18 protein-coding genes and 1 tRNA gene are annotated in these 21,901 nt (G+C 38.8%); 12 read left to right on the top strand and 7 right to left on the bottom strand.

Annotated features, from left to right (window positions below; translation table 11 throughout):
* Window positions 1-26 precede the first annotated feature (26 nt).
* Entirely contained in the window at window positions 27-839 is an 813-nt protein-coding gene (gene xthA, locus M1F05_RS10640; protein ID WP_206086141.1) for an exodeoxyribonuclease III, read from the bottom strand.
* A gap of 541 nt (window positions 840-1,380) precedes the next feature.
* Here xthA and M1F05_RS10635 point away from each other — a divergent pair.
* Window positions 1,381-2,256 (top strand): LysR family transcriptional regulator, encoded by an 876-nt coding sequence (locus M1F05_RS10635; protein WP_206086140.1) that lies wholly within the window; start codon window positions 1,381-1,383, stop codon window positions 2,254-2,256.
* Between the two features lies 1 nt (window position 2,257).
* On the opposite strand, the gene M1F05_RS10630 is transcribed toward M1F05_RS10635, so the two are convergent.
* From M1F05_RS10630 to M1F05_RS10620, 3 genes are all read right to left on the bottom strand, one after another.
* Window positions 2,258-2,342: transfer RNA gene (locus M1F05_RS10630), tRNA-Tyr, on the bottom strand.
* 161 nt (window positions 2,343-2,503) lie between these two features.
* Window positions 2,504-3,352 (bottom strand): formyltetrahydrofolate deformylase, encoded by an 849-nt coding sequence (purU, locus tag M1F05_RS10625; RefSeq protein WP_206086139.1) that lies wholly within the window; start codon window positions 3,350-3,352, stop codon window positions 2,504-2,506.
* Window positions 3,353-3,464: 112 nt separating this feature from the next.
* Window positions 3,465-3,938, bottom strand: coding sequence for a YchJ family protein (locus tag M1F05_RS10620; RefSeq protein WP_206086138.1), 474 nt, complete (start codon window positions 3,936-3,938; stop codon window positions 3,465-3,467).
* A gap of 125 nt (window positions 3,939-4,063) precedes the next feature.
* On the opposite strand from M1F05_RS10620, the gene rssB reads away from it, so the two are divergent.
* Window positions 4,064-5,074: a two-component system response regulator RssB gene (gene rssB, locus M1F05_RS10615; protein WP_206086137.1), complete on the top strand. Its 1,011-nt coding sequence runs from the start codon at window positions 4,064-4,066 to the stop codon at window positions 5,072-5,074.
* A gap of 163 nt (window positions 5,075-5,237) precedes the next feature.
* The gene (galU, locus tag M1F05_RS10610; RefSeq protein ID WP_206086136.1) at window positions 5,238-6,149 is read left to right on the top strand and encodes a UTP--glucose-1-phosphate uridylyltransferase GalU; all 912 of its coding nucleotides are present in this window, start codon (window positions 5,238-5,240) and stop codon (window positions 6,147-6,149) included.
* A 452-nt stretch (window positions 6,150-6,601) separates the two neighbouring features.
* Here the strand turns inward: galU and hns are convergent, their stop codons facing one another.
* Window positions 6,602-7,012, bottom strand: a complete 411-nt coding sequence (hns, locus tag M1F05_RS10605) for a histone-like nucleoid-structuring protein H-NS (RefSeq protein WP_206086135.1) — start codon at window positions 7,010-7,012, stop codon at window positions 6,602-6,604.
* A 530-nt stretch (window positions 7,013-7,542) separates the two neighbouring features.
* On the opposite strand from hns, the gene M1F05_RS10600 reads away from it, so the two are divergent.
* Complete coding sequence (locus M1F05_RS10600) at window positions 7,543-8,172, top strand: thymidine kinase (protein ID WP_206086134.1); 630 nt, start codon at window positions 7,543-7,545, stop codon at window positions 8,170-8,172.
* Between the two features lie 180 nt (window positions 8,173-8,352).
* Here the strand turns inward: M1F05_RS10600 and adhE are convergent, their stop codons facing one another.
* Entirely contained in the window at window positions 8,353-11,061 is a 2,709-nt protein-coding gene (gene adhE / locus M1F05_RS10595) for a bifunctional acetaldehyde-CoA/alcohol dehydrogenase (RefSeq protein ID WP_206086133.1), read from the bottom strand.
* A 501-nt stretch (window positions 11,062-11,562) separates the two neighbouring features.
* On the opposite strand from adhE, the gene M1F05_RS10590 reads away from it, so the two are divergent.
* The 8 genes from M1F05_RS10590 to M1F05_RS10555 all read left to right on the top strand — a co-directional run bounded on the left by M1F05_RS10590 (window position 11,563) and on the right by M1F05_RS10555 (window position 21,522).
* The gene (locus M1F05_RS10590; RefSeq protein WP_206086132.1) at window positions 11,563-12,207 is read left to right on the top strand and encodes a YchE family NAAT transporter; all 645 of its coding nucleotides are present in this window, start codon (window positions 11,563-11,565) and stop codon (window positions 12,205-12,207) included.
* Between the two features lie 500 nt (window positions 12,208-12,707).
* Entirely contained in the window at window positions 12,708-14,315 is a 1,608-nt protein-coding gene (locus M1F05_RS10585; protein ID WP_371007206.1) for an ABC transporter substrate-binding protein, read from the top strand.
* Between the two features lie 90 nt (window positions 14,316-14,405).
* The gene (gene oppA, locus M1F05_RS10580; protein ID WP_206086130.1) at window positions 14,406-16,046 is read left to right on the top strand and encodes an oligopeptide ABC transporter substrate-binding protein OppA; all 1,641 of its coding nucleotides are present in this window, start codon (window positions 14,406-14,408) and stop codon (window positions 16,044-16,046) included.
* Between the two features lie 67 nt (window positions 16,047-16,113).
* The gene (gene oppB, locus M1F05_RS10575; RefSeq protein ID WP_206086129.1) at window positions 16,114-17,034 is read left to right on the top strand and encodes an oligopeptide ABC transporter permease OppB; all 921 of its coding nucleotides are present in this window, start codon (window positions 16,114-16,116) and stop codon (window positions 17,032-17,034) included.
* A 13-nt stretch (window positions 17,035-17,047) separates the two neighbouring features.
* Entirely contained in the window at window positions 17,048-17,956 is a 909-nt protein-coding gene (gene oppC, locus M1F05_RS10570) for an oligopeptide ABC transporter permease OppC (RefSeq protein ID WP_206086128.1), read from the top strand.
* 11 nt (window positions 17,957-17,967) lie between these two features.
* Window positions 17,968-18,957 (top strand): ABC transporter ATP-binding protein, encoded by a 990-nt coding sequence (locus M1F05_RS10565; protein WP_206086127.1) that lies wholly within the window; start codon window positions 17,968-17,970, stop codon window positions 18,955-18,957.
* A complete protein-coding gene (oppF, locus tag M1F05_RS10560) occupies window positions 18,954-19,955 on the top strand; it encodes a murein tripeptide/oligopeptide ABC transporter ATP binding protein OppF (RefSeq protein WP_206086126.1) in 1,002 nt (333 codons plus the stop codon). The genes M1F05_RS10565 and oppF overlap by 4 nt, the downstream gene beginning before the upstream one ends.
* A gap of 175 nt (window positions 19,956-20,130) precedes the next feature.
* Window positions 20,131-21,522 carry an SMI1/KNR4 family protein gene (locus M1F05_RS10555; protein WP_206086125.1) on the top strand — a complete coding sequence of 464 codons (1,392 nt, stop codon included), beginning with the start codon at window positions 20,131-20,133 and terminating at the stop codon, window positions 21,520-21,522.
* 34 nt (window positions 21,523-21,556) lie between these two features.
* Here the strand turns inward: M1F05_RS10555 and M1F05_RS10550 are convergent, their stop codons facing one another.
* Window positions 21,557-21,889, bottom strand: a complete 333-nt coding sequence (locus tag M1F05_RS10550; protein ID WP_206086124.1) for an HI1450 family dsDNA-mimic protein — start codon at window positions 21,887-21,889, stop codon at window positions 21,557-21,559.
* Window positions 21,890-21,901: the final 12 nt, after the last annotated feature.

Raw genomic sequence — 21,901 nt, 5'->3', positions numbered from 1 at the left:
TTGAGCGCCTTTCCACATAATATTAACTATTTAGTTAAATCGAACTCAGACCAAACAGGGGCATGATCAGACGGTTTTTCCATTCCACGAATTTCATAATCAATACCTGTTGCAATACAGCGTTCTGCTAGCTTATTGGATGCCAGTAATAAATCGATGCGTAAACCACGATTATCATCGAAACCTTTCGAACGGTAATCAAACCATGAATAACGGTCATCGACATCTGGGTTTTTTGCGCGATAAGTATCAACTAAACCCCAACCTATTAGCTTGTCTAGCCACTCTCGTTCTTCAGGTAAAAATGAACATTTTCCTGTCTTTAACCAGCGCTTACGGTTGATATCGCCAATACCAATATCTAAATCTGTTGGGCTAATATTCATATCACCCATGATGAGTAGCTGGGAGTCCGCAGTTTGTGTGGAAGTCACATAACTTTGTAAGTCACGGTAAAATTTTTCTTTTGCAGGAAATTTTGTTGGATGGTCACGGCTCTCACCTTGAGGGAAGTAACCATTGACTACAGTGAGTAATCCCCGCTCTGTTTGAATGTCAGCCATAATGATTCGCCGTTGAGCTTCTTCATCATCAGTCGGGAAGCCTTTACGGACAGCGATAGGTTCATTTTTAGTCAGAAGCGCAACACCGTAGTGTGCTTTTTGGCCGTGATAAAAAACATGATAACCCAATTGGCTCACTTCATCATAAGGAAACATATCATCATGTACTTTGGTTTCTTGTAAGCCGATGACCTCAGGTTGATGTTTTTCGATGATAGCGGCAAGTTGATGCGGGCGAGCACGAAGACCATTGATGTTAAACGATATGAATTTCATGAATTTTTATCACCTATTTTTAATATTCTTATGGTTAATTCTAACAGATGCAATCGTCACTGTAACCCATATGATAGTGGTTATTGGCTAATATAAAAAATAACAATTAATTAAAGATATGAATTAGGGGTGTAATGGAAAATAGCTATATTAAAAATAAATAAGGATATATTTAATTATTTATAATTTATTGTGTGTGATTCAATTGTCATTAATATAAAGTTATGGTTGATGATTAAAAAATGGTTGTTAATTATTTGAAATAAGCATTGTTAATTTCATTTAAAGTCAATTGGTTATTTGTATTTTAATGTGATTTAATAGTGGTGGCATAAAAAATAATTAAAAGAAACAGTATAATATATTGCTTTGCTATGTTGGAAATTATAAAAATACTTTTATGAAATATTGTTACTCATTCAATAAAAAATTAAATTTTATTTTTTATTGAATGATTTTGGTTATGGGATAATCAATATATTATCTATTGGATAATAATTTTGTTGATTAACATATTAATAAATAGAATGGGGTCATAGATATGTTCTTTTCAAGAAAATTAGAGGCGTTTATGGCGGTTGTTGAAAATGGCTCGTTAAGTAAAGCTGCGAGAGTGATGAACCGAACGACGCCTCCTATCGCTAAGTCTATCAAGGACTTCGAAACAAGCCTAGGTAAACGGCTTTTTAAACGAGAAAAATTTGGAATGACATTAACTAAGGATGGCCAGGAACTTTATAATGATCTTAGAGATCTGTACTTGCAGGAGAAGGAAATCACTAAAAAACATTTTTCAGGTTATATTGTCAATGAAGCAAATATTTACTATGACTGGGGAAAGGAAAATCATTTGATTAATCTTTACCAAGCAGCTCACCAAAATAATGTACAAGTAAATATATTAAGGTTTAATTATGATGAGGTGGATGAAATAGTTGACTATGATGGAAATACACTGATTTTAAGTTCTGAACAAGTGATAAGTGAACGATTTTCATTACAAAAAAAAATAGAGAATTCACCATTGGGCATTTACTGTCGTAAGGCTCTTTATGAGAAATTTAATCATGACCTTGTCGCATTATTACAAGAAAGCACATGGCTTTGTGATCCTGCGTTTTATAAAAGTTCACTGATGAGTGATTTATTAGAAAAAATAGAAACACTCGATAATAAAGTGAGTGTGAGGCAAATGGATAATATTGGTTGTTGCCAGAGTTTTATTCAAGATGGTGATTTTATTGGCATTATTGATCACTATCCTGAAGAAGAATTAATCGATAAGTCATTAATATATATATCACTGAATAAATTATTGGGGCAGAGCGAATGTTATGTCTATAAGTCAAAGGCACATTCAAGTGTACTAAATCGTTTTATGGGGGTCGTTGATAAGCTTGGTGTAGAGTGTCTTTAAATGGTGGTGGGAGAAGGATTCGAACCTTCGAAGTCTGTGACGGCAGATTTACAGTCTGCTCCCTTTGGCCGCTTGGGTATCCCACCAGATTTTGAATTGCTGTAATCGGTCACAGCGGGCGGCATCATATCAAATGACGCGCCGCTGTAAAGCATTAATTTTCAAAAAACATTCGTTTGCTGTTTTTTTGTTCTTAATGATTGTAAATACTACAAATTATTACTAGAAAGGGCTTACGTGTATTTGTTTATAAAATGATAGTGCGGTTACCATATACAAATACACGTTGCGCCAACACCCAATACAATGCGTGACTTAAGACATTTTTTTCAACATCACGACCTGCTCGCATCATATCATCTGCTGTAAATGTATGGTCAACGTTAATCACGTTTTGCGTGATAATAGGACCTTCATCCAGGTTATCATTCACAAAGTGTGCGGTAGCGCCAATAATCTTCACACCACGCTCATAAGCTTGATGATAAGGGCGTGCACCAATAAAAGCAGGTAAGAATGAATGGTGAATATTAATAATTTGATTAGGATAATGCTGGACAAACTCAGGGGTTAAAACTCGCATATACTTTGCTAAAACGACATAATCAGGTTGATATTGATCAATCTGCGCCGTCATCTTTTCATCATGTTGTTCACGAGTTAAACCTTCATGACTAATATGATGGAATGGAATACCAAATTGCTCAACCAAATTTTTCAATGTGTCGTGATTACCAATAACGGCTGCAATTTCAACATCTAACCCGTCGTAAGCACTCTTCATTAACAAGTCACCCAAACAATGTGCTTCTTTGGTCACCATGATAACAATACGGCGGCGGCCAGAAGCATTGAGCTCACGTTTTGAACCCGCGGGTAATGCGTCATCAAGATCGGCGAGGAGGGTTTCATCATTAAAAATACCCTCAAGTTCTGTTCGCATAAAAAAACGACCCGTATGGTGATCCACAAATTCATTATTTTGCACAATGTTGAGTTGGTGCTTGTAACAAATATTGGTGATTTTTGCGATTAATCCTTTCGCATCAGGGCAAATAGTCCTGAGGATTTTTTTTTGTACAATTTTGTGTTGCATGAAACTGCCTAATCCTTAACTAACAGAGCCTTATTTTTCAGGCTAATACATACGGCGTAATGAACTCGCGTAGGTAGATAGTATTTAGTGTTTATAACGAAAAGTATTCGTTTTATTCACAGCATTTTTTATATTTTTTGCCAGAACCACAGGGACACAAATCGTTACGTCCAACTTTGGGGGTAATACCATCGAGATAATACCAACGCGAATTCAAACGAATAAAGCGGGAACGTTCATGAATAAGCTGTTTATGATCAGCTTTTTCATCAATAAAGCAAGCCGAAAATTCGACATAGCCTTCATCGGCGTTTTTAGCATAAGAAGAACTAATAACACGGAGCCCTACCCATTGTGTATGCTCGAAGCTATTTGTCATTTCTTGCCGCCACTCTTGTGCATTGCAATCTGGATGCCATGTTTCAATTAAATAATCAGCGTTATGCAATACATAGGCACTATAACGTGAACGCATAAGCTGTTCAGGCGTCTCTGGGGTGGCTTCATTGCGTAAGAATGGGGCACAGCAATGTTCAAATTGTGCTCTGCTGCCACAATGGCACTTACTTTCTTCTTGGTGATCCATAATACTCTCGATAAAAATAAGTAGAAGGTTGAAAAATCACTATACTCAAATGATGGATGAAAAATGATTTTATTATATGAATAATAGTATTGTTAATTAAACAGGGTTATTGCGGTAGGTATCAAATGAAAAATAGAAAAATATTGATAATCGAAGACGAAATCACCTTCTGTACTATCTTGAAAACGTACTTAGAAAGTTTAGAGCTAGAGATCTATACCGCAAGTAATGGCCAACAAGCGATTGAGATGTTGACGGTTGAGGGAATTGACCCTGATATTATTCTTTGTGATCTAAATATGCCAGTGATGAATGGGGAAGACTTCATGCGTGAATTGGTTGCTAGTAATATAACCACACCTGTGATCGTTATTTCTGCAACGACAGATTTTACTCAGCTTGATCGCATGTTTCGTCTTGGTGCAAAGGATGCTTTACTTAAGCCAATAAAGAATTTAGATGAAGTCAAAATTACAATTTTGTCTGCTCTCTATCCCGAAGAAGATGATCTTAGCACTCAAATTGGTGATGAAATACACCAGATTGCGTCTCTGATGCAAAGTAATACGCAAGATATGCTAGCCGTCTTGAAACAATTGCAGCCACCAGTGCATCAGATTATTAATGGTTATCGAATTAATTATCGCCAATTGAATGAGGCTAACCGATTTGGACTGTTGCTAGATTTAGCGCCAATTTCAGAAAGCCAAATCGGTTTTTATTGCATTGATACAGAGCGCTCAGCACAAGAGGGGATCATGGCTGCGTTTTTGATTCGTGTTGTTTTCAATGATTTGTTGAAAAACGCGGTGAGCTACCCAGATAAAAAACTACCAAATATTGATAAAATTATTAATCAAATAAATCATTTGTTAGAAGACTCAGGGTTTACCGGCCATTTTCCTCTACTTCTTGGGTATTTTAATACTCAGAATAAAGCGATTATTATGGCAAGTGCAGGTTTAGAAGCGGAAGTGACTACAGAAGAATCCCATTTTAAATTAGACAGAAGTATTCCATTGGGTGCTCTAAAATTCTACCATCCGAATCATTTAGAAGTAAAAGGAACGGCTTGGCAGTGTTTAATTCGTAATAACAGCCAGAAAATAAAACTTATGTTTAACCCTGAAAGTTAGCATTATCTTAAAATGACTCACAGTAAAGCGCCAAATAAAGCTAATCAGACTCATCGCTATTTATTCATTAATAATTCCTGATATACTTCTGCGCACTAAAAAAACCTCATTCACTTTTTTGAAAAATGAGGTAAAGGTGTGCAGAAATTATATGGAGTATAAAATGACACAACGTAAGGTGCGTAAAGCGGTAATCCCCGTTGCGGGATTAGGAACAAGGATGCTTCCAGCAACGAAAGCGATCCCTAAAGAGATGCTACCAATCGTTGATAAACCGTTGATTCAATATGTTGTTAATGAATGTATTGCCGCGGGTATTAATGAGATTGTCCTTGTCACACATTCTTCTAAAAACTCAATTGAAAACCATTTTGATACAAGCTTTGAGTTAGAGGCCATTTTAGAAGCCCGTGTTAAGCGCCAATTACTCGACGAGGTGCAATCTATTTGCCCAAGTCATGTTACGATTATGCAAACGCGCCAAGGAATCGCAAAAGGGTTAGGTCACGCTATTTTATGTGCTAAACCCCTGGTTGGCGAAGAACCATTTGCAGTAATTTTACCTGATGTAATTTTAGATCGTTACAGCACAGATTTAACTAAATTTAACTTACGTGAAATGCTTGAACATTTCGAGGAAACAGGGGCGAGTCAAATTTTGGTCGAACCTGTACCCGAAGAGGAAGTTTCTAATTACGGTATTGTGGATTGTAATGGTGAAAGCTTACAACCTGGCGATAGTAAAAAGATTTTACGTATGGTTGAAAAACCAAAACAAAACGAAGCGCCATCTAATTTATCCATTGTTGGCCGTTATGTGTTATCTGAAAAGATTTGGGGTGCATTAGCGAAGACAACACCAGGTGCTGGTGATGAAATACAATTAACTGATGCAATTGCTTTAATGATGGAAAATAACGAGCCTGTTGAAGCCTACCACTTATGTGGTAAAAGCCATGATTGCGGAAATAAATTAGGTTACATGAAAGCTTTTGTTGAATATGGAATGCAGCACGATACATTGGGCGATGATTTTACACAGTGGGTGAAAGAATTGTCATCAAACATTAAATAAACCTAAATCGCTTCAATCCGTCAAATTTTATTAAAGGCTAATTTTATCTGTTAGCCTTTTTTGTGCAGATAAATCGGTAATATTAATGCCAGTAGCTAAGTATTAAGTGGTATATCTTACATTGCAAATGCAACAATTGTGGCATTTAGCTTTTACGATGAAAGTATTAAAAATATGCTTACAGGGTAGGTCAATAAATGCTTGTCTATGCACCTGTTATTTCTAATTAAGATTACATTTCTTTACTATAACAATATTTTATTTAATTTTTTTAGGCATTTGAACAACGAAGAATATGCATTTTAAGAGAAGTCTATATGAAATAATTGAAATTAGGATGCTGGTTTTATATGCATGAAGATACTTCTGACACAGAGAAATATAAAATAATATATAAGGCTATAAATAAAAACACCCTTCAAAAAGGGTGTTTAGAATACGTGTTTAGTTGATTAGATTAAGAAATCGTCTAACGATTTGCCTTGCTCTTCAATAGCAACTTTGATTACAGCAGGTGTACGGCCTTGGCCAGTCCACGTTTTTGTTTCGCCGTTTTCATCAACATATTTGTATTTAGCAGGGCGTGCAGCGCGTTTAGCACGAGTGCTTGTCGTTTTACCTGAGTCCATAGTTTGCAGAAGATCATTTAAATCTACGCCTTGTTCTAGGATCATTTCACGAACTTTTTCCAATTTACGGTTACGTTCTTCTAATTCCGCGCGTGCTTGGCTTTCTTCATCACGACGCTCATCAACAACGACCGTTAATTTTTCCAGCATTTCTTCTAAAGATTCTAAAGTAACTTCGCGAGCTTGAGCACGAAGAGTACGGATGTTATTTAACGCTTTTAATGATTCGCTCATTTTCCTGGTCTCAAATTATTTGTTGGCATGTGTACAGTAATAATAGAATGCTATTTTAAATTCTGCAATAGCTAAATTACGCCCCTAGTTTAAAAGTAATCTTTAACGAATGCAATTTTTTTACAAAAGAAATATAAACTTTTCGTAGATATATATACCACTATTATCAATAACTGAACTAATGAAAAAAATAGCAATATGAAAAAGTTTTACTAACTTAATATTCTGTAAAATGAGTAAAAGGTCTTTTTTACTTTAGCTCAAAACGAAGCGATGTCAGGGATTAACTTAAATTTTCTTTTTTTGATGAGGTTTTTGCCATCAGTGCTTCAGCAAAAACATTTGTCGTTAATATTGAACTGGTTTTTATTGCATATAAGATAATCATTATAAGTATAAAATACAGATATGTTTACGTAAAAAGAGTTAAATTTTCAATAAGTAAAGGTAAGAAAGAGTGGTTATAGTTAATCTAATGATATGTTTTATGATAAAATTATTTCGAATATAATTTTTGAGGAAACAGCGAGATGGCTCAGCTTTATTTTTATTATTCAGCAATGAATGCGGGGAAATCAACGTCTTTGTTACAGTCATCGTATAACTATAACGAAAGAGGGATGCAAACATTGATATTCACGGCAGAAATTGATAACCGTTTTGCCCTAGGAAGGGTATCCTCACGTATTGGGCTATCAGCTGAAGCGTTATTATTCTCACCATCGACAAATATGGCAGAGATTATTAAACGTGAAAATAGCACACAGAAAGTACATTGTGTTCTTATTGATGAGTGTCAATTTTTAACAAAAGAACAAGTAGCGCAATTATGCGATATCGTTGATAACTGCGATATCCCTGTTTTATGTTATGGTTTACGCACTGATTTTGCAGGTGAACTGTTTGCAGGAAGCCAATATTTACTTGCCTGGGCTGATAAATTGGTTGAGCTTAAAACAGTCTGTTACTGCGGCCGTAAAGCGAATAAAGTATTGCGTGTAGGAAGTGATGGGATCCCAGTTTATGAGGGCGCACAGGTGGATATAGGGGGAAATGAGAAATACATCTCTGTGTGTCGCAAGCATTATTCAGATGCGATTGAACAAGCTAAATTAATGAACGCAGGGACTATTCCTAAAAAAGCTATTCACTTCAATTAAACGAAAAATAAAATGGAAAGTGAAAAATAACCTATTTTTAGAATAGACCTATGGGCTTTTAATGAAAGCCCTTGTGTATAATTTCTCTAATATATGATTGTGATTAATAGCATTATTTGACTTGTAAAACATTAAAGGCACTGCATTTGCAGTGCCTTTATTATTTAATTATCCAAAAAATTATTTTTTAGATGATTTTTTCTCTGCCGTTTTTTTCGTTGTCGTCTTTTTCTCAACAACTTTTTTTTCTGTCTTTACTTCTGCAGATGGTGCACTTGTATGTTCAATAAACTCACGGCCATAATATGAATCCAGTAATAACTGTTTAATTTCAGAGATTAATGGATAACGTGGGTTAGCCCCTGTACATTGGTCATCAAAAGCGTCTTCTGACAGTTTATCAACGCGGGCTAAGAAATCAGCTTCAGAAACACCTGTTTCACGGATAGATTTAGGAATGCCCAAGTCAGCCTTAATTTCATCTAACCACGCTAATAATTTCTCAATTTTAACACCCGTACGGTCATTTGCATTTGTGAGCCCCAAATGATCTGCAATTTCAGCATATTGGCGGCGTGCATGAGGACGGTCGTATTGGCTAAAAGCAGTTTGCTTGGTTGGGTTATCATTCGCATTGAAACGAATAACGTTACAAATTAGCAATGCATTCGCAAGACCATGAGGAATATGGAACTCAGAGCCCAGTTTGTGTGCCATTGAGTGACAAACACCCAAGAAGGCGTTAGCAAAGGCAATACCTGCTAAGGTTGCACCATTGTGTACACGCTCACGTGCCACTGGGTTTTTAGCCCCTTCATGATAACTTGCTGGCAGGTAATCTTTTAATAAGCTTAGCGCTTTTAAAGCTTGACCATCGGTAAACTCATTAGCTAACACGGAGACATAAGCTTCTAATGCGTGGGTGACGGCATCTAAACCACCAAAAGCAGTTAACGATTTAGGCATGTTCATTACGAGGTTAGCATCGACAATTGCCATATTAGGCGTTAATGCATAATCCGCTAATGGGTATTTTTGACCTGTTTTATCGTCGGTGACAACTGCAAATGGTGTGACTTCAGAACCTGTACCTGATGTTGTTGTAATAGCAACTAATTTTGCTTTCACACCCATTTTCGGGAAACGGTGAATACGTTTACGGATATCCATAAAGCGTAACGCCAGCTCTTCAAAATGCGTTTCAGGGTGTTCGTACATGACCCACATAATCTTCGCCGCATCCATTGGAGAACCGCCACCTAATGCGATAATGACATCAGGTTGGAAAGCTTGCATTTGCGCCGCACCTTTACGAACAACTGTTAACGTTGGGTCAGCTTCAACTTCAAAGAAAACATCGGTTTCGATATGGTGTTTTTTGAGGACATTAACCACTTCATCCACATAGCCGTTATTAAATAAATAGCCATCGGTGACAATAAATGCACGTTTTGCACCGTCAGTTGCAATTTCTTCTAGGGCGATAGGTAAACAGCCACGGCGGAAGTAGATTGAATTTGGAAGTTTATGCCACAACATATTTTCAGCTCTCTTCGCCACAGTTTTGGTATTAATTAAATGTTTAGGACCAACGTTTTCAGAGATAGAGTTACCCCCCCAAGAACCGCAGCCGAGTGTGAGAGAAGGGGCTAATTTAAAGTTATACAAGTCACCAATCCCACCTTGTGAGGCAGGGGTGTTGATCAGGATACGCGCCGTTTTCATTTTTTGACCGAAATAATTGACACGTTCATGTTCATTATCTTGGTCTGTATATAAGCAAGATGTGTGGCCAATACCGCCCATCTCAACCAGCTGCTCAGCTTTCGATACTGCATCCTCAAAGTTTTTGCCGCGGTACATGGCTAACAGTGGAGACAATTTTTCATGAGCAAAGGGCTCTGAATCATCGATCAGTTTCACTTCACCAATTAAAATCTTTGTATTGATTGGCACCGTAATGCCAGCCATCTCTGCAATTTTATAAGCAGGTTGACCCACGATAGCTGCGTTTAAATTGCCATTTTTTAAGATGATATCTTGAACAGCTTTGAGTTCTTTACCTTGCAGTAAGTAGCCACCGTGACTTGCAAAACGTTCACGTACTTGACTATAGATTTCATCGACAACGACAACAGATTGCTCAGATGCACAGATAACACCGTTATCGAAGGTTTTGGACATTAAAATAGAAGCCACTGCGCGTTTAATATCTGCAGTTTCATCAATAACCACAGGGGTGTTTCCTGCACCTACACCAATAGCGGGTTTTCCTGAGCTGTAAGCCGCTTTAACCATACCAGGGCCACCTGTCGCCAAGATCAGGTTAATATCAGGGTGATGCATTAATGCATTGGATAATTCAACTGATGGGGAATCAATCCAACCAATAATATCTTTTGGCGCACCTGCTGCGATAGCGGCATTAAGAACAATTTCGGCGGCACGGTTAGTGGCTACTTTTGCGCGAGGGTGCGGAGAAAAGATAATGGCATTACGGGTTTTTAAGCTAATCAGGGATTTAAAGATGGCTGTTGATGTTGGGTTTGTGGTTGGTACGATACCACAAATAATCCCAATAGGTTCTGCGATTGTAATCGTACCAAATGTTGGGTCTTCAGAAAGTACACCGCAGGTCTTTTCATCTTTATAGGCATTATAGATATATTCAGAGGCAAAGTGGTTTTTGATCACTTTATCTTCAACAATACCCATTCCAGACTCTTCTACCGCGAGTTTTGCGAGAGGGATACGTGCATCAGCAGCAGCAAGGGCAGCAGCGCGGAAGATTTCATCTACTTTTTCTTGCGAAAAACTAGCGAATTCGCGTTGAGCTTTTTTGACACGAGCAACGAGTTCATTGAGTTCGGTAACGTTAGTTACGGACATATAGATTACTCCTGATAAATGTTAAACTTTTTAAGCCAATGAGCAATGTATCTATTATAAAGAGGTTTAAAAAAGACCACTTAAAAAAGAAAGTATAGATAATATCTATAATAACGTAGCTCATCATCGCCTATTGGCTTAAAAACCTTGTTAAAACGTGAATTATTGATGATTGGTTCATCATTAACTCTGTCTATCAGTTAAGAATAGATTAACAAAACAGGAATTAAATAAAGTGATCTAAATCACGAAAATGGCAAGCTGACACCTTTCAGCATGGCTATTTTTGTACTATTTGAAATAGTGTTGTTGGTGTATTAATTAACTTTCACATAAGTAAGCTAAATGCGTCGAGATTGATAATAAAGCTAACAAAAAATGGGGTAAAAAGAGACATTCACAGAAATTAGTGCTTTTCTCAAGGAAATTTACTGCATCAGTGATAAAATTATTAAAGACATCAATAAACCTCTAACAAGAGTTATTTAAGGAAATGAATGAGTGAGTGCAGCATTACTTGACTTATCGGGCTACATTAAATTTTTTATCGGTTTATTTGCATTGGTAAACCCTGTGGGTATTTTGCCTGTGTTTATCAGTATGACTAATTATCAAAGTAATGCAGGGAGAAATAAAACCAATACCATTGCGAATACTTCCGTTGCTATTATTTTATGTACGTCATTATTAATTGGCGATTCAATCTTACAATTATTTGGGATTTCTATTGATTCATTCCGTATTGCAGGGGGGATATTGATTGTCACCATCGCAATGTCGATGATCAGCGGGAAAATTGGTGAAGACAAACAGAATAAACAAGAAAAAACAGAAACAGCGGTTCGCGACAGCATTGGTGTTGTGCCTCTGGCATTACCGTTAATGGCTGGCCCTGGAGCAATAAGTTCTTGTATTGTTTGGTCTTCAAGGTGGCATGGCTGGCAAAATTTCTTGGGTTTAGCCCTAACCAGTATTTTCTTTGCCTTTTGTTGTTGGTTATTATTTCGCTCCGCTTCGTTATTAGTACGCTATTTAGGGCAGACAGGGATCAACGTTGTTACGCGTATTATGGGATTATTATTGATGTCGTTGGGCATCGAATTTATCGTCACAGGGGTTAAAGCACTTTTCCCAGGTTTACTCTAAAACACCTCTTTCCAATGCTGCTGTTATGCATTTTGCTGACAGCAGCATTGAGAAAAACTATCGCCTTTCAAAAACAGTATTGTGGTATCCAATAGCAGGATATGTCGTTATCTAATCTCTTTCACAATAAACAATCAGCAATAATAAAAGTCACATCTGTAATTAAATATCGCATTTTTTGCTAAAACAGGGATAAAAAGTAAGGAATTGTGAGCTACGTAAATTTATTCACTATTTTAATTGGTATTTGTTAATGATATGTTTGGAAGTGTGAAGGGGAGACATGATATGCGATATGATGGGGTTTATGGTATCGCATTGATTTTAATGTATTTGATGGTGTATTGGTGAGTTTTTTTTAGAAATGGCATGAAATTTTTAACTAACAAATGTTAATTAATTGTTTTAATTATTCATATTCAAAGGGTGCATTTGGCCATGTTCGGCTAGATAAAAGGTTTCGTTAATTACTGCGAAGGTTGCTAATCATGAGGGATAAAATGATAAGAACGGCAATGGGTTTGGGAGCACTGTCATTATTTATTACGACATCATCAATGAGTGCCAATATTGTTAAACCTGTACAGTCAATTGTGATTAACAATGGTTCAGAAGTGGCTTCCCTTGACCCGCACAAAGTGGAGGGAGTGCCTGAAAGTAATGTTATTTTAAATTTGTTAGAAGGCCTGGTTTATACTGATGTCGATGGCAAAGTGACACCAGGTGTGGCAAAAAACTGGGTAAATGATAATTACATTACTTGGATTTTTACGCTCAGAGATGACGCAAAGTGGAGTGATGGAACCCCTGTCACCGCGGAAGATTTTGTCTATAGCTGGCAACGTCTCGCAGATCCAGCAACGGGCTCACCTTATTCAAGTTACCTACAAAACGCTTATATTTTAAATGCAGATGCTATTTTGGCAGGGAAAAAGCCTGTCAATGAACTTGGCGTAAAAGCCTTAGATCCTCATCACTTACAAGTCACGTTAAGCCATCCTGTCCCCTATTTTGTTGATATGCTATCCCATACAGCGATGAAGCCTGTTAATAAACAGACAATTGAAAAACATGGTGATAAATGGACTCAACCACAAAATTTTGTGGGTAATGGGGCATATTTGCTGGATAAATGGGTGGTTAACGAGCGCATTGTTGTAAAACGTAATCCGCTATATTGGAATAATGTGCAGAGCCAGATAGACCAAGCGACGTTCCTCGCAATTTCTTCTGAAGTTAGTGATATCAACCGCTATCGCAGTGGGGAAACCGATATCAGCAATTCCGCTATTCCGCCCGCGCTTTATCAAAAGATGAAGCAAGAAAAGCCCAATGAGTTATATGTAAGGCCTTATTTGTGTACTTTTTATTATGAAATTAATAATAAACGCCCACCATTTAATGACCCTAGAGTGAGGGAGGCTATTAAATTAGGGTTAGATAGAGAAACCATTACGAATAAAATCATCAACCAAGGCCAAACCGTGGCTTATGGGTTCACACCAACATTTATTAATAATGGCAATTTTGAGCCACCGCAGTGGGCCAGTTTACCCGCTGAGCAGCGTTATCAACGGGCAAGAGAACTATTGGCAGAAGCGGGTTACACCAAAGAGAATCCCCTGAAATTTTCGTTGTTATACAACACGTCAGACCAAAATAAACAGCAAGCGATTGTTGCCGCTTCTATGTGGCAAAAAAATATTGGTGCGAAAGTTACGCTACAAAATCAGGAATGGAAAACTTCACTGCAAAGCCGTCATGAAGGGCAATACGACGTTGCAAGGGCGACTTGGTGTGCTGATTACAATGAACCAACTGCATTTTTAAATATGATGTTAACGGACAACAGCAATAACACTGGTTTCTATTCAAACGCCACGTTTGACGCATTACTTGCCCAAGCGTTAACTGCACAAGATGAACAAGCGCGCCATCAGATTTATCAACAAGCTGAAGCCTTGTTAGACAAGGACTCTGCGTTAGTTCCTGTCTATTATCGCGTCAGCGCACGTATGGTAAAACCCACCGTTGGTGGATTTAAAGGTAAAGACCCCCTTGATTATACGGATATTAAACGGTTATATATAAGTGAACCTAATAAATAATATCCAAATAATTATAAAAAGTGTTTATCTCTAAGATAAACCTGCATCAACACACAATCATAATAAATATGTATGGGAGTAACCGATAAGATGAGTAAATTAATCAATAAATCGATTATTGCACTTAGCGTTACCGCTGGGTTAGCGATGGGGTCAATAGCAACCAGTTTTGCTGCGACGGTTCCAGCTGGTGTTGAACTTGCTGAAAAGCAAGTGATGGTCAGAAATAACGGTTCAGAGCCACAGTCTTTAGATCCACATAAAATTGAAGGGGTACCAGAGTCAGCTTTAGCAAGGGATCTATTTGAAGGGATTACTATTGTTGGGCCAGATGGGGAAATTTTACCTGGCTCAGCAACCAGCTGGGAAAACAAAGATTTTACCGAGTGGACGTTTAAAATTCGTGATGGGGCAAAATGGTCAAATGGTGACCCTGTCACGGCAGAGGATTTCGTTTATAGTTGGCAACGTTTAGCAGACCCTGATACCGCCTCTCCATATGCAAGCTACCTACAATACGCGCATATCAAAAATGTTGACGATATTATTGCGGGTAAGAAAAAACCGCAAGAACTTGGTGTCAAAGCGCTTGATGACAAAACATTAGTGATTTCGCTCAGTGAAGCCGTTCCTTATATTCCTAAATTATTAGCTCACTCATCCATGTCTCCAGTAAACAAAAAAGTGATTGAAAAGAATGGAGCTAAATGGACACAACCCCAAAATTTTGTCGGTAACGGAGCCTATAAACTGAAAGATTGGACTGTTAACGAGCGTATTGTATTAGAGCGCAGCCCAACATATTGGGATAACGCAAACACGATTATTGACCAAGTCACTTTCCTGCCAATTTCCTCTGAAGTGACTGATGTAAACCGCTACCGAAGTGGTGAAATTGATATGACGTACAGTAACTTACCTATTGAGCAATTTAAAAGCTTACAACAAAACATGCCCAATGAGTTACGTGTAAATCCTTATCTGTGTATTTACTACTATGAAATTAATAACGAAAAACCACCATTTAACGACCCGCGTGTTCGTGAAGCATTAAAACTGTCGATGGACAGAGACACTATCACCTATAAAGTGAAAGCGCAGGGAGATATCCCCGCTTATGGTTTTACTCCACCCTTTACCAGCGGCATGAAAACTGAGAAACCAGATTGGTACGCCAATATGACTCAGGAACAGCGTAATGAAAAAGCGAAACAATTGCTGGAAGAGGCGGGTTATAACAAAGCAAACCCATTAAAATTCAACTTACTATATAATACGTCAGATTTGCATAAACGTATTGCGATTGCTGCCTCTTCTATGTGGAAGAAAAATATCGGCGCAGACGTTAAACTCGAAAACCAAGAGTGGAAAACCTTCTTGGATAGCCGACATCAAGGTAATTATGATGTTGCCCGCGCAGGATGGTGCGCAGACTATAACGAACCATCTTCGTTCCTGAATATGCTGCTTTCCTACAGTAGTAACAACACGGTTCACTATAAAAATACGGACTTTGATGCTGTGATGAAGAAAACATTACAGGTGAAAACAGACGAAGAACGAGCGGCCTTATATCAACAAGCTGAAAAGTTACTCGATAAAGATTCAGGCATTGTTCCGCTTTACTACTACGTTAACACCCGTTTGGTGAAACCTTACGTTGGTGGTTATAGTGGTAAAGACCCATTAGATAACTTACATACTAAAGATTTATATATTATCAAACACTAATAACAATGCTCTGGCTCCGAGAGGGGCCAGATATTAGCCTAATGGGCAATAGAAGCAGGAACGAGCAATGCTGAAATTTATTTTGCGTCGGGTGCTTGAGGCGATCCCGACTCTTTTAATTCTCATTACCATCTCATTTTTTATGATGCGCTTAGCGCCGGGTAGTCCGTTTACGGGCGAGCGTAAGCTACCACCTGAGGTGATGGCAAATATTGAAGCCAAATACCATTTAAATGATCCGATGTATAAGCAGTACTTCAACTACCTTATTCAACTCTCACAAGGCGATTTTGGGCCTTCATTTAAATATAAAGACTATAGTGTCAATGACTTAGTAGCGAAAGCTTTCCCTGTTTCTGCGAAACTGGGGGCTACTGCCTTTGTGGTTGCCGTTTTATTTGGTGTCACGGCAGGGGTCATTGCTGCCCTTAATCAAAATACTAAATGGGACTTTACAGTCATGGGGTTTGCCATGACGGGGGTTGTCATCCCCAGCTTTGTTGTGGCACCTCTTTTGGTGCTGATATTTGCCATTCACTTGAAATGGCTCCCCGGCGGTGGCTGGGACGGCGGTAATTTGAAACATATGATCTTGCCGATGGTGGCACTGTCATTAGCCTATATTGCCAGTATTTCCCGTATCACTCGTGGCTCGATGATAGAAATTATGCATTCAAATTTTATCCGTACTGCACGCGCTAAAGGCTTACCACTGAGAACTATCATTTTACGCCATGCCTTAAAACCTGCGTTGCTCCCAGTGCTTTCTTATATGGGCCCTGCATTTGTGGGAATCATTACGGGTTCAATGGTGATTGAAACTATTTTTGGCTTACCTGGCATTGGTCAATTATTCGTTAATGGCGCACTTAACCGCGATTATTCCTTGGTGTTGAGCTTAACCATTTTGGTTGGGGTATTAACGATAACCTTTAATGCTATTGTCGATGTGTTGTATGCCGTCATTGACCCGAAAATTCGCTACTAATTGGAGAAACGCTATGATTTCGAATCAAAAAAATAGTGAAGCTCTGGCGAATTTTTCAGAGCAATTGGATATTGAAGGGCGAAGTTTGTGGCAAGATGCACGTCGTCGTTTCATGCATAACCGTGCGGCAATTTTCAGTTTATGTGTGTTGTTTTTAATCACATTATTTGTCATTTTTGCGCCGATGCTATCACCATTCCTATACGATGATACCGATTGGGAGATGATGTCCATGCCGCCAGATATGGCGACAGGCCATTATTTTGGTACGGATGCGTCGGGGCGTGACTTGCTAGTGCGTGTCGCAATTGGTGGGCGTATCTCGCTGATGGTCGGCGTTGCTGCTGCGCTGGTGGCAGTAGTGGTTGGGACGTTATATGGCTCACTGGCAGGCTATGTCGGTGGTAAAGTTGACTCAATCATGATGCGTTTATTGGAAATTCTGAATTCATTTCCATTTATGTTCTTCGTTATTTTATTAGTGACCTTATTTGGCACCAATATCTTATTGATTTTCGTCGCAATTGGGATGGTCTCTTGGTTAGATATGGCACGTATTGTACGTGGTCAAACACTGGGGTTAAAACGTAAAGAGTTTATTGAAGCGGCATTAGTTTGTGGTGTCAGCACGCGTCATATTATTTTACGCCATATTGTGCCAAATGTGCTGGGTGTGGTGGTAGTCTATGCATCCTTGTTAGTACCGAGCATGATCTTGTTTGAATCATTCCTCAGCTTCCTAGGTTTGGGCACACAAGAGCCACTCAGCAGTTGGGGGGCTTTGCTCAGTGATGGGGCAAATTCGATGGAAGTGACACCATGGTTATTATTGATCCCTGCAGGTTTTCTGGTTATCACGTTGTTTTGTTTTAATTTTATCGGCGATGGCTTACGTGATGCCCTCGATCCGAAAGACCGTTAGAGGGAAATGTTATGTCAATAAATTCAACCAAAAGCCCTCTGTTATCAGTTAAAGATTTGAGTGTGACTTTTTCTACGCAAGATGGCGATGTCACTGCGGTTAATAAGCTTAATTTTGATTTACGCGCAGGGGAAACCTTGGGTATTGTTGGGGAGTCAGGATCAGGGAAATCGCAAACGGCATTTGCTTTGATGGGACTACTGGCAAAAAATGGCCGAATCAATGGTTCGGCGATGTTTAATGGTCGTGAAATTCTGAATTTAAAAGAAAAAGAATTAAATCGGATGCGGGCTGAAGAAATCTCCATGATCTTCCAAGACCCAATGACGTCATTAAATCCCTACTTAAAAATTGGCACGCAGCTATCTGAGGTACTGATGCTCCATAAGGGGATGGGCAAAAGTGACGCTTTCGAGGCATCAGTGAAAATGTTGGATGCGGTTAAAATGCCTGAAGCGCGTAAGCGTATGAACATGTATCCACATGAATTCTCAGGCGGAATGCGCCAGAGGGTGATGATTGCAATGGCACTATTGTGCCAACCAAAATTACTGATTGCAGATGAGCCAACAACGGCGTTAGATGTGACGGTACAAGCGCAAATCATGACGTTGCTGAATGAATTGAAAGATGAGTTTGATACAGCAATTATTTTGATCACCCATGACTTGGGGGTTGTGGCTGGCGTTTGCGACAAAGTGTTGGTCATGTATGCGGGGCGCACTATGGAGTATGGCACTGCCAAAGATATTTTTTATCAGCCATCTCACCCTTATTCTTTGGGGTTACTAGCGGCAGTTCCGCGACTCGATGGGGATGATGAAAGTCTCGCAACAATACCAGGTAACCCACCAAATCTATTAAGATTACCAAAAGGTTGTCCGTTCTCACCACGTTGCCAATATGCAACACAGCAATGTGTAGAAAGTGAACCTGCTTTATCATCCTTTGCGCAAACCCGCCTGCGTGCCTGCTTCAAGCCTATGGAGGAATTAGTATGACGACTCATGAAAATAGGCCTGTGTTACTGGAAGTTAATGATCTAAAAGTGCACTTTTCCATTAGGGATAAAAAGCAGTGGTTTTGGCAACCCGACAAAAGTTTAAAAGCGGTGGATGGCGTCACACTGCGCTTATACGAAGGGGAAACTCTGGGGGTGGTTGGTGAGTCTGGTTGTGGTAAATCCACCTTTGCTCGTGCGCTAATTGGCTTAGTCAAAGCGACAGACGGCACCGTTAGCTGGCTAGGTCAAAATTTATTAGGTAAAAGTGATAAAGAGTGGCGCAGTGTGCGTAGCGATATTCAAATGATTTTCCAAGACCCATTGGCCTCATTAAACCCGCGAATGACCATTGGTGATATTATTGCTGAACCACTAAAAACCTATCACCCGAAAATGCCACAATCGCAAATCACCGAAAAAGTAAAAGCGATGATGATGCGAGTGGGGTTATTACCGAACTTGATTAACCGCTATCCCCATGAGTTTTCTGGGGGGCAGTGCCAGCGAATTGGTATTGCTAGGGCGTTGATATTAGAACCAAAATTGGTTATTTGTGATGAACCAGTTTCTGCGCTGGATGTATCCATTCAGGCGCAAGTGGTGAATTTACTGCAAGAACTACAGCGTGAAATGAAATTATCGCTGATATTTATTGCTCATGATTTAGCCGTGGTTAAGCACATTTCTGACCGTGTACTGGTGATGTATTTGGGACATGCCGTGGAATTAGGTACCTATGATGAGGTCTATAATAACCCCTTACACCCGTATACTCGAGCGTTGATGTCAGCGGTTCCTGTGCCAGACCCTGACAAGGAAAAAAATAAAAGCATTGAATTACTCGAGGGGGAGCTGCCATCACCGATTAACCCTCCTTCAGGTTGTGTTTTCAGAACACGTTGTCCATTGGCAGATGAAGGGTGTGCGAAAACGCGTCCGTTGTTAGAAGGTAGTTTTAGACATGCAGTATCTTGTTTGAAAATAGACCCTCTTTAATCATTTTTGCCAACAATTAACCTTAAAAGCAGAGTCAATTGGCTCTGCTTTTTTGTTATTAATCTTAAAAACCACTTTTTTAGCTGTGTTCAGATAATGACTGATAAATAATGGAAGCAAAACATGTTAATAAACTAATTATTCATTGAGGCAATAAAATAAAGGTTCAACATAAATGACGAATGATTTTTTACAGGATGAAGAGACGGTTTCGGTTTTACGCCAATGGCAGCAGATTAATGAACAGTATCCAAACGACGCATTAGCAAGAATTCGTGAGAAAATCCCTTTAGTTAAACAAGTAGATAGCGAGTTAAACTTATTTGGTGCAGATAGCCATGAATATGAGTTAAACCCCGTTATTGCCTTAGCAGATATTGAAAAATGGCAAAAGCGAACGGGGGCGACATTACCGCAAGATTTTGTACAGTTTTTAACGCAAATTGGTAATGGTGGACTAGGGCCTTATTATGGAATTGTCCGTTTTGAAGATAGCGAAAGCCGCTTTGATCAAACCGCAGCATTACCCTCTATTTTAAGTCCTACGATGAGCCAAGAGGAATGGCAGAAACTGACTTTCCTTGATGATGATTGCAGTGATGAAGAATTCGATGAGCGAGAAAACTATATTCACCAAGGTGTTTTTTACCTTGGAACGTGCGGGTGTGAATATGATTTATTATTAGTGATTACAGGGGAATATGCAGGGCGAATTATTTATACAAACCATTGGTGTGGTTCTAATCAGCCTTTCTTCTTTTCTTACGAACTGAGTTTTTCACAATGGTATGAACGTTGGTTAGATGAAGTTATTCAAGGCTATGAAACTAGTTGGTTTGGTCACAGAATTGGCGGTGATGAGCAAACGTTATTTGATTTATACATCCAAATGGATAGTTCGGAATTAAGATGTCAGGTATTGTCAGGGTTGACTAAACTTAAGCTTTTATCTGATAAAGGTTTGGTGTTATTGACCGAAATTATTAAAGAAAACCAAGGGGAAGAGTCAAAACTGGCTTTGAGAGTTTTAGCGCAATATGCACCTAATATTGCTTCCTCATACCTTATGTCTGCGTTAAAAAGCACCGACCGTGCATGGCAAAATTTAGCGATTAGTACTATCTTTTTTAATCAAAAAGAGAACTTAGCCGATTATAAAGATAATATTTTGGAGCTAATCAAAAGTGTGGAAGATGCCGATTTTATTCGTTTTGCAGGGTACATACTTAAAGACTTAGCTGCCACGCAAGCTGAGGATTTTGCTCATTTATTTGAACATTCGAACCTAAACCTTGCGAGAACTGCTCTTTATGCAGCGAGTTCTGATACGAATGTTAAGGAAAAATCTGCACTTTTTTACCCAAGCATTACGTCAGATGATGGTGACATGGCTTGTCTGGCCATTCGAACGCTAGTTGAACTTAATACTGTAATACCTGATGTTATTCCTCTATTAGAATGTGCATGGAAAAAATTCCCAAAAGAGAAAAATGAATATGTCAGGACCAATATTCAGAATTATTTGCGAAAATTTTCAGTGACAGGCGACTTTCCTAAAGAAGATTAAGATGTGAAGAAGAGGGGCTAATGCCCCTCAATCGTTATTTTTTCCAGAGAATAGAGTGGAAAGGTTCTGTAGGATGGCGGCTAATTAAGACGCGAGCAAAGATATCGTCGAGTTCGTCATCAGGGTTTTTCGCTAGCCCAATAATCACTTCACTGAACTGTGATAAATTTGCCTCACTCGGCAGAATACCTTGCCAATTATCAGTTAAATCAATGATTTCAGCTGCACCAGATTCTTCAAACTGTAAGGCAAAAATAAGCTGGTCAGCAGGTTCTAGATTATCCATTGCGCCTTCGAGAAAAAGGTCATAAGCCATTTCAATGATATCGTCTTCATCGATTAAATGTATATTGTGTTTCTCAGTCATGACCTTTCCTAA

It is taken from the genome of Providencia sp. PROV252, assembly GCF_033676005.1.
GTDB lineage: Bacteria > Pseudomonadota > Gammaproteobacteria > Enterobacterales > Enterobacteriaceae > Providencia > Providencia vermicola.
The sequence above is the reverse complement of the archived record's forward strand: the minus strand, read 5'-3'. Positions and strand labels throughout refer to the sequence as shown.